The following is a 13,566-nucleotide window of genomic DNA, read 5'->3' on the forward strand; positions in this document are numbered from 1 at the left end:
CTTGATCGGTGCAATGCGTCTGCGTCGAACTAGATTGACCTGATTGGCAATCGCTCGCTTAGCGGTGAAAAACCCGTTTCCACACAGGCTGGACCCAACGCGGTCAGACAGCTTCCTCCAAACCTGTCATTCAGCCGAATTCACGTTCAGCGAACTGGAGTGCCAGTAAGCGGCCGCTGGCGAACTCACCCGATCGGCCAGGAGCGGACCGTCGCCTACGGCGCGAAAATCGTTGACAAATGGTGCGCCCGACCGCCGGGATGAAAGTTGTACGTGCACAGGTTAAGAAACTGCCGATCCATCCGTATCTTCCGACGCTTCGATAGCTCTTCCCAAATTGACCAGGTAGCGCTTTGCGCCTTTGAAATCTCCGCGCCATAACCACTTCAAGCACGTGAAGAGTTCCCATGCCAGGAATCGGTCGCCATAACGATAGGCCATCGTGTCGTGCTCGGCCGAAGCTAGCCTGGATGATGCCCTCGACTCAAGGCAACGATCCCGGCTAACTATTTGGACAAATGGCTGCTCTATGATGAGTTCAGTGTCGGGTGAGATGACGTGAAACTCGATTGAAGTGAAGTCTTCGAAGATTAGCTTTTGGAACGGGCTTTTCGGATCATGCATGCCTTCAAACTTGATGAATATATCCGCCTGGGTGATCTGCTGCTCTATGGAACGAATTAGCGAATTCTCAGCACCATCCGAGCAAAAGACAACCAAGTCGACGTCCGACACGCGATCAGCATTCCCTTTTGCAAAGGAGCCAACGACCACCGCACCGATGCAACTGGGAGAAGCCTTGAGCGCAGCCGAGACTCGTTCAAGAAGTGCCATCTGGCGCGTTGTGGAAGGGTTGCCCCTCCATTTTTTGAGAATATCTTCGAGGCGCATCGAGCAGTCCCGGATGGAAGTTTAAAGATGGTCGCGCATAACACAATAGACGTTGGACTGGTTGTAGTCGAGCGTGGGGAGGGGACGTTGCGGTTCGATAACGGTATTTTGTATCCGCCGCCGAACCCCGCCCAACAAAAACCTCGATCTCTGATCGCAGCATGTAGCGAAAGGCATGAGTCGGGCCCGTAAAGAACGGTCGACAGTGCGTCGTGTCGATGGCGGCTTTCACTTAACCGCCATTTGCATTTCAACTAGCGTGCTGCCGCCCACAGCAGCGATAGCCCAGACGACAGCATTAATCCATCCACGACCAGCTTGAAAGTCCCAGGGCTCATTCGGGTAACAATACGACGTGCGACGAACGTCCCGGCCATCAGCGCCGAACCAGTGATTAATCCATCGAACACGACGGGCAGCGGCAGTGCTCCAAAGTGATTGAAGACGGCGACTTTGGCACCGTAGACCGCGAGAGAGCCCATGGCTTCGGTCGCAAGAAATGCGCCTTTCACCAAACCATATCCCATGAACACCGGTACGGTAATCGGGCCGGTTGAAACAACAATGCCGGTGAGAAAACCCACTACCGCACCGATCACCGCCAGTTGCAGCAGCGAGAACTGGATTGCATGACGCGCAAGCCAGCGCCGTGCCGGAACCATGGCAACAAAGAATACGCCGAGCGCCAACTCGACAGCATGCGGCGGCAAAGCCAGTAGCGTGCGCACGCCCAAAGCCGCTGCCGGTACAGCTGTCACGCAATAGGCAAAGCATGCGCGCCAGTCGATCTCGCGCCACCAGGACAGTACCTTGCCGAGATTACCCATGATTGCGGCAATGGCCATGATCGGAACGGCCTGTTGTGGGCCATATAGTATGACCAGGACAGGCATGAGCAGCATCGACGATCCCGTGCCGATTACGCCACTCAACGTTCCTGCAAGCAAACCAACGCAAAGCACCAGCAGGTATCCCATCTCAGGCTCTCCACCGTGGGCAAAAGCGTGATTCTATAGTCATACGATGGGAATGATTCGCCGACGAATCCATCGGCTGCCTTACGGTTAGAAACGATCGCGCAAGTGTCTCAGTCTCCGTTTCGTTGAAAGGCAGAAGATGGTCGGAATCGGAAGATTGCATCAAACGATGCCGGATCAATCTGGCAGCATCGCGACGCTCCACATGCGACTAACTGCGGACCGTCACATTTTCCCCAAAGCGGTCGTTCAAACGCCGACACTGTTTGCCAGGAGACTACCTCATGACAACGCCGAGCATCACTCACTGGACACCGTGCAAGAGCGTAAGACGCGACGCGCGTCTCCTGGATAGCCGGACATTTTCTTATTGCAGGAGAGCCTGCAAAGGCCGCTTCGGGTTGAAAATCCATCCTTCGCGGGCTGCCGGTTGGCCCCGAGGCGCAACGGGTCGTCCATCAGCTTGATCACTTGCCTCTATGACGTTTGCTCGGCGGCGTTGTATTGGAAACGCACGACGACGAGCACGTCTTTGCGGATCGCCACCTTCTCGTGGACAATGCACCATTTGGGCTTCAGACAGGAGGGCGCCACGAAGCCGGATCTGCCTGGCTCACAAGAAAGCTTCCATGGCGCACAGTCGGTTTCTTAGTCGTAGCGATTAATCAATACGGGATGTGTATGGCAACTTCTAGCGAAAAATCTTCGGGACAAGCACGTTACGCGAGCTATCCCAGTCTGGTAGACCGGGTCGTGCTCATTACGGGCGGCGCGAGTGGCATTGGCGCTTCGTTCGTCGAGCACTTCGTTGCGCAAGGTTCACGTGTGGGCTTTCTCGACATCGACACGAACGCGGGAACAGCGCTTGCCAAATCGCTCGATAACGCGCGCCATCAACCGCTCTTCGTCGCCTGCGATGTCACCGACATTCCCGCGTTGCACGCGGCCATCGCCGAAGTGCGGGCAGCATTCGGACCGATCGAGGTGCTCGTGAACAACGCGGCGAACGATCGCCGCCACGCGCTCGCCGACGTGACGCCCGAGTCGTTCGATGCAGGCGTTGCAGTTAACGTGCGGCATCAGTTGTTCGCAGCGCAGGCCGTGGTCGAGGATATGAAGGCCGCACGCGCGGGCTCGATCATTAATCTCGGCTCGCATTGCTGGATGCTCAAGAGCAGCCAGTTCCCGGTGTACGCAATGAGCAAGGCGGCAGTACAGGGCTTGACGCGCGGGTTCGCCAAGGACCTCGGCGCGTATGGGATCCGCGTGAACACGCTCGTGCCGGGCTGGGTGTTGACTGACAAGCAGCGCAACCTGTGGCTTACCGACGAAGGCCGCGACGAGATACGACGCGGCCAGTGCATCGACGAGGAAATGGAGCCCGGCGATCTCGCGCGCATGGCGCTCTTCCTCGCGGCCGACGACAGCCGCATGATCACGTCGGAGGATGTCATGGTGACGGGTGGCTGGTCTTAATAAAGCCGATTCTCGCCCGGCGGTTTGGCCGATTGACGAGCGGTAGTGGCATGGCAACTTCCGGGGAAAGGGTTGGCCGATGGTGGAAGCACGTTCGCGACATCGCGCAACGAGGCGAGGCTTCGAAGATTGTCGACGAACTCACCCGGATCGCCGACTGACCGCTGATCGCCGGGATCGGTTTTGCCCTATCCACTCCGACCCCTATGACGTGACCCAAAGAGCCTATGCCTACTCGTATGGACGGTCGCGGTCATCGAGAATCGCAAGGTTGTCACGACGCGCGTTATAAGTGCCAGCGTATTTCACGTCGTAGGACGCTGGCCTGCCGGCAAAACGGAATTGATAGCGCATTGGCTTTATCACGCGCTGGCCATGTTCCATGACCATGATTGGCGCGCAATCACCCGAAAATTCGTCAGTCGCGATCTTTCAAGTCGGTACGCTTCAAATCGTCCAGTCGGCGAATCGTCGCGTCGATCTTATCCGCAGCAATGCGTTTGCTCTCGGTCGCCGATTTGGTGACTTTGGTTTGAAGTGTCCTGTCTGGGTCAGTCAGTCTCGTGCGCTGCCTGAATAACTCCTGCTCGAACATGTACGCGCATTCTGGGTATATCAGTGAGCAGACCGCCAGCCTCCTTTCGCGGCGGCCTGCATTAATCGACTAGCGAGCGGTCATTTCCCTAACCTGCTTTCGCCGCCGCCTCCTTCGCGAGTAAGCGTTGCGCCTGATGATCACCTTTACCCGCTTCCTGGGCGGTTTGGACTGATGTTTCGGAAGCTTCGGCCATCATTGCACGTGCCGCACTACTGATGCTGACTGTATAGGAGGCCGATGTGCCGGACGAGCCGGACGAAGTGGATGAACTATTTGTTGCGGTTGGGGATGTTGTTACCGACGTAGCGGATGCTTTTGTCTCGCTAGACGAAGCCGGAGTTTGAGAGAGAGTTTGACTGATTGTTTGAATAGACATTGTGATCTCCGATGGAAGAACGTTGGACTGCATTGCTTCTATCGGCATCGACTCACTGATCTTGAAGTTTATATTTTTTTAAATTTATACGCGGCATAAGTGTGTCTTAAGAATCATTTAAAGCGACACAAACCATTGAGTTTTTTTATTCAATACCACTTCGGATTGACGATCACAACGAGATGAATTCTCAATCGTCCTCCTTAAGGATTTCTTCAGATTACTCCATCGCATCGATTGCAGCTCGCCGGAGACAAGGTATCTCATTCATTTGGCGATCGGTCTCGGGTACGCCCTGAGATAGCACCAGGAATACCATCACTACGGCCGCTGCAATCGTCAATGCCGCAAAGACAACCAGTTAGTTAGCCGATCCCATCAGACAGCAGACTCACGTTCCGCGAATGTGTCCTTCGCGCGAGATCTTGCGAACCAATGCGCAAGCCGATCAAACCATAGATGCACGACTGGGGTGGTAAATAGCGTCAACAACTGCGAGAGGATCAGCCCGCCCACGATCGCGATACCCAACGGCACGCGCAACTCCGCACCCGCGCCGTGTCCCAGTGCGAGCGGCAGTGCACCGAACAGCGCGGCCAGCGTGGTCATCATGATCGGCCTGAAACGTAGCACGCACGCCTGACGAATCGCCTCGCGAGGCGATAGGCCATGCTCGCGCTCGGCGACGAGTGCGAAGTCGATCATCATGATCGCGTTCTTCTTCACAATGCCAATCAGCAAAATTATGCCGATCATCCCCATGATCGATAGATCCTGCCCGCACAGCATCAACGCGAGAAGCGCCCCAACTCCTGCCGACGGCAATGTGGAAATGATCGTAAGCGGATGAATCGCACTCTCGTACAGAATGCCGAGAATCAGGTACACAACGACCAGTGCGGCCGCAATAAGATAAGGCTCGCTCGCGAGCGACGCCTGAAAAGCCTGTGCCGTACCCTGAAACGAACCAGTCAGACTATCGGGCTTGCCAGCCGCCAGTTCGGCCTGGTGAATCGCCGTGACCGCATTGCCGAGAGACTGACCCGGCGCGAGATTGAATGAAATGGTGACGGCCGGAAATAGCCCCTGATGATTCACCGAAATCGGCGACACGTTGTTCTCCACTTTGGCGAGCGTGCTGAGCGGCACCAGTTCATTCGTCAAAGGTGAACGTACGTAAAGGTGCGCGAGCGCATCGGTCGTCAACTGAAACGACGGATCGACTTCTTCGACCACGTGATATTGATTCAACTGCGTGAACAGCGTCGCGATCTGCCGCTGACCAAAGGCGTCATACAGCGTATCGTCGATCGCCTGCGCGGTGATGCCGAAGCGCGAGGCCGTACTACGATCGATCACGAGCGTGGCGCTGGTCGCAGCAGCCTGCTGATCGGACGTAACATCCGCGAGTTGCGGCAGCCTGGACAATCTGTCCGTCAACACACCGGCCCAATGACTGAGCTCGTTGATATCCGGGTCTTGCAACGTGTACTGGTATTGCGCGGCGCTGATCCGGCCGCCTACCTGAATATCCTGGCGAACCTGCATCGATACCGACACGCCCATCACCTTCGCCAACTGCGGCTTCAAACGGTTGAGCACCTGTGCCGCATTGACCGTGCGCTGGTTGAACACCTTCAGGTTGATCATCACGTGCCCTTGACTCACAGTCGGATTCGGGCCAATCCAGTAGAACACGTTGTCGACCGCAGGATCGGCTTCGACGATGTGACCGATCTGCTGCATCTTCTGCGACATCGCGCGCGGCGAGATATCCGGCGCGGCCTGCGCAATACCTATGATCAAACCAGAGTCTTCCTGCGGAAAGAAGCCCTTTGGAATCAGCACGAACAAAGCGCCGGTCGCCATGACGGTTGCGATGGTGACGCCGAGCATCAGCTTCGGGCGGTCCAGCACCCAATCGAGTCCTTGCTCATAACGCCGTTCAACCGCGACGAAACCGCGTTCGAGCCAGCCCTCGAAGCGGCGCATCGGACCGCGCGCGCCGGGTTCCGGCAAGCGGATCAACCAGCCGCACAACATCGGCGTGAGCGTCAACGAGACGAGCGCCGACATCACGATGGCCGCACTGACCGTCATTGCGAATTCGCGGAACAGCCGACCCACGATACCGCCCATCATCAGAATCGGAATGAACACGGCGATCAGCGAGATGGTCATCGAGACGATAGTGAAGCGCACTTCCATCGCCCCCAGCAGCGCGGCCTTCATGCGCGGCACGCCCTCCTCGATATGCCGCATCACGTTTTCGATGACGACGATCGCGTCGTCCACCACGAAGCCGACTGCAATGGTGAGGCCCATCAGCGACAGATTGTCGAGGCTATATCCGAGCAGATACATCACGCCGAAAGTCGCGACCAGCGACAGCGGAATGGTCATGCTCGGAATCAGCGTCGCCCACAGGTTGCGCAGGAAACAGAAGATCACCATCACAACGAGCGCGATGGTCAGCATCAGCGTGAACTGGACGTCGTGCACGGATGCGTCGATGGTCTGCGTTCGGTCGCCCACCACGCGCAAGTGCGCGGCGGCGGGCAGCTGCGCTTCGAGCGCCGGAAGCTTCGCCTTGATGTTGGCGATGGTCTGCACAACGTTGTAGCCGGGCTGTTTGTGGATGTCGAGAATGATCGCCCGTTCGTGCTGCAGCCACGCAGCCTGCTGATTGTCTTCGGCGGCGTTCAGGACGGTGCCGAGATCGGACACGCGAATCGGCGCGCCGTTCTTGTACGCGACCACCAGATCGCGATACTGGGCGGCCGTGGTCATCTGGTCGGTCGCGTTGAAAATCACCGAACGGTCCGGGCCGTTGAGACTGCCCTTCGGCGCGTTCACGGTTTGTACGCCGACGATCGAACGCACGTCTTCCAACGTCAGGCCGCGCGCGGTGAGCTTGTCGGGATCGAGTTGAATCCGCACTGCCGGCCGCTGTTGGCCGTGAAAATCGACGAGACCGACGCCCGGCATCTGTGAAATCTGCTGCGCGAGATAGTCTTCGGCATAGCTGTCGAGCTGGGTCAGCGTGAGCGACGGCGAAGTCAGCCCGAGCGAAAGCAGCGTGAAGTCTGCGGGGTTGACCTTCTGATACGTCGGCGGATTGGGCAGGTTCTTCGGCAGTGTGCCGCCCGCCGCGTTGATTGCGGTCTGCACATCCTGCGCTGCGCCGTTGATGTCGCGTGTCAGATCGAACTGGATCGCGATATTGGTTACGCCCAGCGAACTCGACGAGGTCATCTGCGTCACGCCCGCGATCAGCGAAAGCTGCCGCTCGAGCGGCGTCGCCACCGACGTCGCCATCGTTTCCGCACTCGCACCCGGCAATTTGGCCTGCACCTGGATGGTCGGAAAATCCACTTGCGGCAGTGGCGCAACCGGCAATAGAAAATAAGCGACCACGCCGATCAGCAGAACCGCAATCGCCAGAAAACTGGTGGCGATGCGCCGCTTGATGAACAACTCCATGAGACTCATGCCGGACCGTCCTGATTAGTCTGACTGCCGGTTGCGTTGGCGTTGGGCGGCGCTGCGGCAACGGCGGGCACCGTCGTCGCGGCGACATGTACACCCGGGTTCAGGCGGCTTTGCCCGTCGAATACCACGAGGTCCGTGAGCGTCACGCCCTGGCGAATCTCGGTCATGCCATCTACCGTTACGCCGGTCTGCACGGCGCGCATGCGGGCGGTGCCGTTCGCGTCGATCACATACAGTTGCGTGCCGGTTTGCGTGTTCACCACGGCTCGGCTCGGCACGGCAACGCGCTGACCGTCCACCCTCACCAGCACGCGCGCATTCACCAGCTCTCCGGGCCACAGCTTGCGGTCCTTGTTCGCGAACGACGCTTTCATCCTGATCTGCCCGGTGGTTGCATCCACGCTGCTGTCGATAAACACCAGCGAGCCGTCGGCCAGAGCGGTATCGCCGGAACGCGCCGTCACGCTCACGGCAAGCGGCGCTTTCGCCTGGTTCGCGAGCAATTCGGGCAACACGTCCTGCGGCACGGAAAACAGCACAGTGATCGGTTCCATTTGCGTCAGCGTGACGATTCCGGTCGTGTCGGCGGGATGCACGATGGCGCCGACATCGGCCTCGCGCATGCCGACGCGCCCGGCGAACGGCGCCAGCAACGTGGTGAAACTCAACTGCAACTGGTCGCTCTGGACCAGCGCGGCGTCGGCCGCCACGGTGGCGGCGAGCGAATCGACCTGCGCCCTGGCGGTATCGACGGCCTGTGTCGTCGCCGCGCCGATGCCGACCAGCTTCGAGTAGCGCGCAAGATCGAGGCGCGCGTTATCGAGCGACGCCTGGTCCTTGCGCTGTGCGGCTTGCGCCTGACGCAACTGCGCGGTCAATGGCCCCTGGTCCAGTTGCGCGAGCAACTGGCCGGCCTTGACGTCCTGGCCTTCGGTGAAAGCGATCCGCTGCAACTGGCCGTCGACGCGAACTTTCACGTCCACCGTATTGAGCGCCTGCACCGTGCCGACTGCCGCGACCCGGATCGGGAAACTCTGGCTCACGGGATGCCCGGCATTGACCGGCACCGGCGCGGCAGGTTTGGCGGCCTGATGCTTCGGCCAGAACCACGCGACGAGCAGCGCGACGATGAGGGCGAGCGCCACAACGAGCGGCGCACGGCGTCGCCGGTGCGGCGTACCGTGCTGCGAAAAATCGGCTGAGGTCATGAGCGTGGGGAAGTAGTAGAGGATGCGGCAGTGCCGGCGGCGTCGGTACGGATGTCATCGCCGGTGACGCCGAAACCGCCGCCAAACGCGCGAAAAAGACTCACCGACGCTTGCAAACGTGCAAGCCGGGCTTGCACCAGCGTGTCTTCGGATTGATAGAGCGTGCGTTGCGCGTCGAGCACGGTGAGAAAGTCGACGGTGCCCAGCCGGTATTGCGCGTCGGCCAGCATCGCAGCCTGACGGGCGGCGTCGGCAGCCTGCTGGTCGGCGATTTCCGCGAGTTGCTGTTGCTGCTGCGCGGTCAGGGAATCTTCCACGTCCTGCAACGCAGCGATGACCGCTTGCCGGTAGTCGGCCACGCTTTTCACTTCCGCCGCGCGACTCGCGTGCAACTGACCGCGTAGCGCGCCGCCGTCGAACAACGGCGCGGCGAGCGAGGTCGCCAGACTGGCGAACGGGCTCGACAGAAAATGCGAGAGCGACTTGCTGCTGAGCCCACCGTCTGCGGTGAGGACGATATTCGGCATGAACGCGGCTCGCGCTGCGCCGACGCTCTCGTTGGCCGACTGCAATTGCGCTTCTCTCGAGCGGATGTCGGGCCGCGTTTCCAGCAAGCTAGCCGGCAGATCCGGCCGCGGCTCGGGAATGGCGATCTGGTCGAACGCGACGTTATCGATCGAGAAATGTTCGGGCGCGGTGCCGGCCAGCACAGCCAGAGCGTGAAGATTGACGTCGAGTTGCTGTTGCAATGCGGGCACCGCGGCGCGGAACGTCGCCAGCGCGTTGCGCTGTTGCTGAACCTGCAAACCGGTCGCCACGCCGGCCTGCTGCTGCGCAAGCAATAAATCGAGAATATGCTGCGCGTCGTCGGCAATGGAGCGGGCGATGTCGAGTCGGCGATGCAGGCTCTGCACCTGGAAATACGTATCCGCGACAGAGGCGGTCAGTGTCAACGCCACCGTGTCGCGATCGAACGCCGACGCGCGGGCAAGCCGATCGGCAGCATTGGCGTTCGCGGCGTTGAAGCCCCAGAAGTCGACCTCATAGCTGGCTTCCGCGAAGAGACTTTGAGATTTGGTGGTCGAGCCGCGTCCCTGGTGGCTGCGATCGAACGTCGCGCCCAGCGACAGCGACGGATATTGCGGCGCGCCCGCTTTCTCTGCGTTACCGCGCGCCTGCTCGACCGTTGCGACGGCCGAGGCGAGCGTATAGCTGTGGCTGAGACTGCGTTCGATCAGCGCGTCGAGCGCGGGATCGTGAAACTCGCGCCACCAGCCGCTTTTTACCGGAACGGTCGTCGCGAGCGACATGTTCGCCGCGCCGTCGAAGGTCGGCGCCAGCGGCGTGTCCGGCCGCTGATAAGCCGGTACGAGCGAGCAGCCCGCGAATAAGGCGGCCACACTCGCCCACATCAACCCGCGTCGAAGCTGGGATCGCCGTGCAGGACGGGCGACGCGTGCGCGCAGACTGGAACGGAACAGCCCAGACATGGGGGAAAGCTCCAGCAACGATGGAATGCTGGCCAGCTTAGTCAGCGGCTCCTGTCGGCGCTTTCGCCCAATAATTAAAAAAAATTCATGCAGCGCGAGAGGCGCGCACTTTCGTCTGAAAAACCGCTAGCAGCTCGTCTCGGGCGAAGGGTTCAGTACATATCCGGCACCTACCACTGTATGAATCAGCGCGACCGGAAAATCACGATCCACCTTCGTGCGAAGCCGGTGAATATGCATGTCGATGATATTGCCGCGCGGTTCGAAGTCGTAATTCCACGCGGCTTCCAGCAGCATGCTGCGCGTGACCACCTGCCCCTCGCGGCGCGCGAGACATTCGAGCAGCAGAAACTCGCGATGCTGAAGCCGCAGATCGCGTCCTCCCCTGCTTGCGCTGCGCGCCCGGGTGTCCAGCACAAGATCGGCGCATTCGAGACGCTCGCTCATCCGGCTACGATCCGCGCGGCGCGCGAGCGCCTCGATCCGCGCCAGCATCTCGGCGAACGCATAGGGCTTGACGAGGTAGTCGTCGCAACCGGCGCGAATCGCCTCGACGCGCTCGTTGAGGCCGCCGAGCGCCGACATCATCAGCACCGGTGTGGTGTGGCCGTCGGCGCGCAATTGCCGCACGACAGCGAGGCCGTCGAGCGCGGGCAGCAGCCAGTCGGCGACAATCACGTCGTAGATGCCCTCGCGCGCGTACGCGAGCCCGGTCGCCCCGTCCGCCACCGCGTCGACGATCAGACCGCTCTCGCTCAAGCCGCGAGACAGGAAGTGACTGGCCCGCGCGTCGTCTTCGATCAGCAGAACTCGCATACGCTATCCGGGTTACATTAAAATTTTTTCACGTTCACGCGAAACGCCTGTGTGACGTGCCGCGTCATACTTCGGGAAGATGCCGTGACGGCATAGTGTAAAACGTGCGGAGATGCACCACACCTCTCGCGCTCACTGGGTGGAACAACGCATGTCCAACGTATTGGTGGTCGAGGACGACGAGCAAACACTCGCGGAAATCGTCGAAGCGCTCAACGATCACGGCTGCCAGGTGCAGGTTGCATCCACGGGCCGTGAAGGCCTGATGCTCGCGGTCGCCACCAGCTATGACGCGATCGTGCTGGATCGCATGTTGCCGGGCGGACTCGAAGGCCTCGGCATGCTCGCCGCCTTGCGCAGCGCGGGCGTCCTCACGCCCGTGTTGATCCTGAGCGCGCTTTCCGCGGTCGATGAGCGTGTGCGGGGCCTGCGTGCGGGCGGCGACGACTACCTCACCAAACCGTTCGAGTTCATCGAACTGACCGCGCGGCTCGACGCGTTGATGCGCCGGCGCGAAGCCGTGCCCAGCGTGCACGAATATCAAGTCGGGCCGCTTCGGCTCGATCCGCTCAAACGCGAAGTGACGTGCGCCGGCCGGCCCGTGGCCCTGCTACCGCGCGAATATCGGCTGCTCGAATATCTGATGCAACACGAAGGTCAGGTGGTAAGCCGCACGATGCTGTTCGAGGCCGTATGGGATTACCGGCTCGACGAACGCACCAATGTGATCGATGTGCACATCAGCCGTCTGCGCAAGAAGCTCGACCCGGACGGCACCGCGCCGATGATCGACACAGTACGTGGTTCGGGGTACCTGCTGCATGCGCCTGACTGAACTGCATCGCACTACCGGCTTTCGTCTCGCCACGCTGTTTCTGGTGCTGTTCGGCGTGGTTGCGATTCTGCTGTTCGGCTACCTGTACCGCGAGATAACCGGCTTCGAGCAGGAACGTATCGACGACTGGCTGCTTCGCGAGCACTCGCAACTCAAACGTGAGCCGCCTCAGGAACTGGCGGCCCGATTCGAGCATCAGAATCAGTTCGATCCGACTCATCAACGGCCGTTCGGCCTGTTCGATACGCACGGCCAGCTTCTTGCGGGCGGCTTTCCTGGCACGCTGCCCGCGATCCCTTCGTTCGATCAACCGTTTTCAATGCGTCTGCACGATCTGCCGCGCAATCCGCCCGCCCGCTGCATCGCGGCGCGCCTGCCCGATGGTCGAGTCGCACTGCAATGCCAGAACACGCGCGAACTCGATCACTTCGACGAAGAGTTGCTTCACGCGCTGCTGTCCGCTGCCATGATCACGCTCACGATCGGTTTGATCGGCGCGAGCCTGATCGGCATCTCGGCGATGCGGCGGCTCGATGCGGTCACGGCGTCGATCGAAAAAATCGTGGCGGGTAATTTGAGCCAGCGCTTGCCCGTGCATTCGAAACGTGACGACATGGATCGACTGGTCGTCGTGGTGAACGGCATGCTCGATGAAATCGAGCGGCTGATGCACGAGGTCAAAGGCGTGTGTGACGCAATCGCTCACGACCTGCGCACGCCGCTTACGCGTGTTCTGGCCGGACTCGAACGCGCGCAACGGCGTCCCCGAACCGAAGCGGAATATCGCGCGACGATCGACGAAACCATCGTCGAAATGAGCGGGTTGCTGCGCACGTTCAACGCGCTACTGCGAATCTCCGAAATCGAGAGTGGCGTGCGCCGTGCTGGCTTCACCACGGTCGACCTGAAAGCACTAGCCGATGACGTGTTCGAATTCTACGAACCTACCGCCGACGAAAAGCAGATCACGTTCGAACTGCATAACGCGGAGTCCGGCCCGATGGAGATGCCTGGCGAACCCAACCTCCTGTTTGAGGCGCTCGCGAACCTTGTTGAAAACGCGATCAAGTTCGCGCCCGAGGGAGGTCACGTCCGGCTCACGCTATTCCGCGACCAAACCGGCGCCGGAATGACGGTCGAGGACAATGGTCCAGGCATTGCGCCCACCGAACAGCAGGCCGTCATGCGGCGCTTCTATCGCGGTGAGGCTAGCCGTCACACGCCGGGCAGCGGCCTCGGCTTGAGCCTCGTTCAGGCCGTCGCGGGCATGCATGGCATGTCGATTCGCTTCAGGGATGCAACGCCGGGCTGCGAAGTGACGCTGTACAGGCCGAACGATGCTTGAACTGCAACGACATGACACGTCCCGGCGCGATGGCTGCGAATTCCCCTGTTCAATGCAGCGAA

General features: G+C 60.2%; 10 protein-coding genes and 1 pseudogene. 3 read left to right on the plus strand and 8 right to left on the minus strand.

Translation table 11 applies throughout. The features are described 5' to 3' along the window. Nucleotides 1-282 precede the first annotated feature (282 nt). Together ABH945_RS33400 and ABH945_RS33405 are read right to left on the minus strand one after the other, a co-directional pair. Nucleotides 283-891, minus strand: a complete 609-nt coding sequence (locus ABH945_RS33400) for a nucleotidyltransferase domain-containing protein (RefSeq protein WP_429253463.1) — start codon at nucleotides 889-891, stop codon at nucleotides 283-285. Between the two features lie 254 nt (nucleotides 892-1,145). Continuing rightward, entirely contained in the window at nucleotides 1,146-1,868 is a 723-nt protein-coding gene (locus ABH945_RS33405; RefSeq protein WP_074771610.1) for a sulfite exporter TauE/SafE family protein, read from the minus strand. 681 nt (nucleotides 1,869-2,549) lie between these two features. On the opposite strand from ABH945_RS33405, the gene ABH945_RS33410 reads away from it, so the two are divergent. Next, nucleotides 2,550-3,344 (plus strand): SDR family NAD(P)-dependent oxidoreductase, encoded by a 795-nt coding sequence (locus tag ABH945_RS33410; RefSeq protein ID WP_429253464.1) that lies wholly within the window; start codon nucleotides 2,550-2,552, stop codon nucleotides 3,342-3,344. A 267-nt stretch (nucleotides 3,345-3,611) separates the two neighbouring features. On the opposite strand, the pseudogene ABH945_RS33415 reads toward ABH945_RS33410, so the two are convergent. From ABH945_RS33415 to ABH945_RS33440, 6 genes and pseudogenes are all read right to left on the minus strand, one after another. Beyond that, nucleotides 3,612-3,933, minus strand: a pseudogene (locus tag ABH945_RS33415) (SOS response-associated peptidase family protein); the annotation flags it as partial. A gap of 94 nt (nucleotides 3,934-4,027) precedes the next feature. Next, nucleotides 4,028-4,318 carry a hypothetical protein gene (locus tag ABH945_RS33420; RefSeq protein WP_429253465.1) on the minus strand — a complete coding sequence of 97 codons (291 nt, stop codon included), beginning with the start codon at nucleotides 4,316-4,318 and terminating at the stop codon, nucleotides 4,028-4,030. A gap of 378 nt (nucleotides 4,319-4,696) precedes the next feature. Next, a complete protein-coding gene (locus tag ABH945_RS33425; protein ID WP_429253466.1) occupies nucleotides 4,697-7,810 on the minus strand; it encodes an efflux RND transporter permease subunit in 3,114 nt (1,037 codons plus the stop codon). Beyond that, a complete protein-coding gene (locus ABH945_RS33430) occupies nucleotides 7,807-9,018 on the minus strand; it encodes an efflux RND transporter periplasmic adaptor subunit (RefSeq protein ID WP_429253467.1) in 1,212 nt (403 codons plus the stop codon). The genes ABH945_RS33425 and ABH945_RS33430 overlap by 4 nt, the downstream gene beginning before the upstream one ends. Next, nucleotides 9,015-10,508 carry an efflux transporter outer membrane subunit gene (locus ABH945_RS33435; RefSeq protein WP_429253468.1) on the minus strand — a complete coding sequence of 498 codons (1,494 nt, stop codon included), beginning with the start codon at nucleotides 10,506-10,508 and terminating at the stop codon, nucleotides 9,015-9,017. The genes ABH945_RS33430 and ABH945_RS33435 overlap by 4 nt, the downstream gene beginning before the upstream one ends. A gap of 126 nt (nucleotides 10,509-10,634) precedes the next feature. Further along, the gene (locus ABH945_RS33440; RefSeq protein WP_429253469.1) at nucleotides 10,635-11,324 is read right to left on the minus strand and encodes a response regulator transcription factor; all 690 of its coding nucleotides are present in this window, start codon (nucleotides 11,322-11,324) and stop codon (nucleotides 10,635-10,637) included. 151 nt (nucleotides 11,325-11,475) lie between these two features. On the opposite strand from ABH945_RS33440, the gene ABH945_RS33445 reads away from it, so the two are divergent. Together ABH945_RS33445 and ABH945_RS33450 are read left to right on the plus strand one after the other, a co-directional pair. Then, complete coding sequence (locus tag ABH945_RS33445) at nucleotides 11,476-12,159, plus strand: response regulator transcription factor (protein ID WP_429253470.1); 684 nt, start codon at nucleotides 11,476-11,478, stop codon at nucleotides 12,157-12,159. Next, nucleotides 12,146-13,504 (plus strand): sensor histidine kinase, encoded by a 1,359-nt coding sequence (locus tag ABH945_RS33450; protein WP_074771616.1) that lies wholly within the window; start codon nucleotides 12,146-12,148, stop codon nucleotides 13,502-13,504. The genes ABH945_RS33445 and ABH945_RS33450 overlap by 14 nt, the downstream gene beginning before the upstream one ends. Nucleotides 13,505-13,566: the final 62 nt, after the last annotated feature.

Origin of the sequence: Paraburkholderia sp. GAS333 (assembly GCF_050435665.1) — a bacterium.
Taxonomy (GTDB): domain Bacteria; phylum Pseudomonadota; class Gammaproteobacteria; order Burkholderiales; family Burkholderiaceae; genus Paraburkholderia; species Paraburkholderia fungorum_A.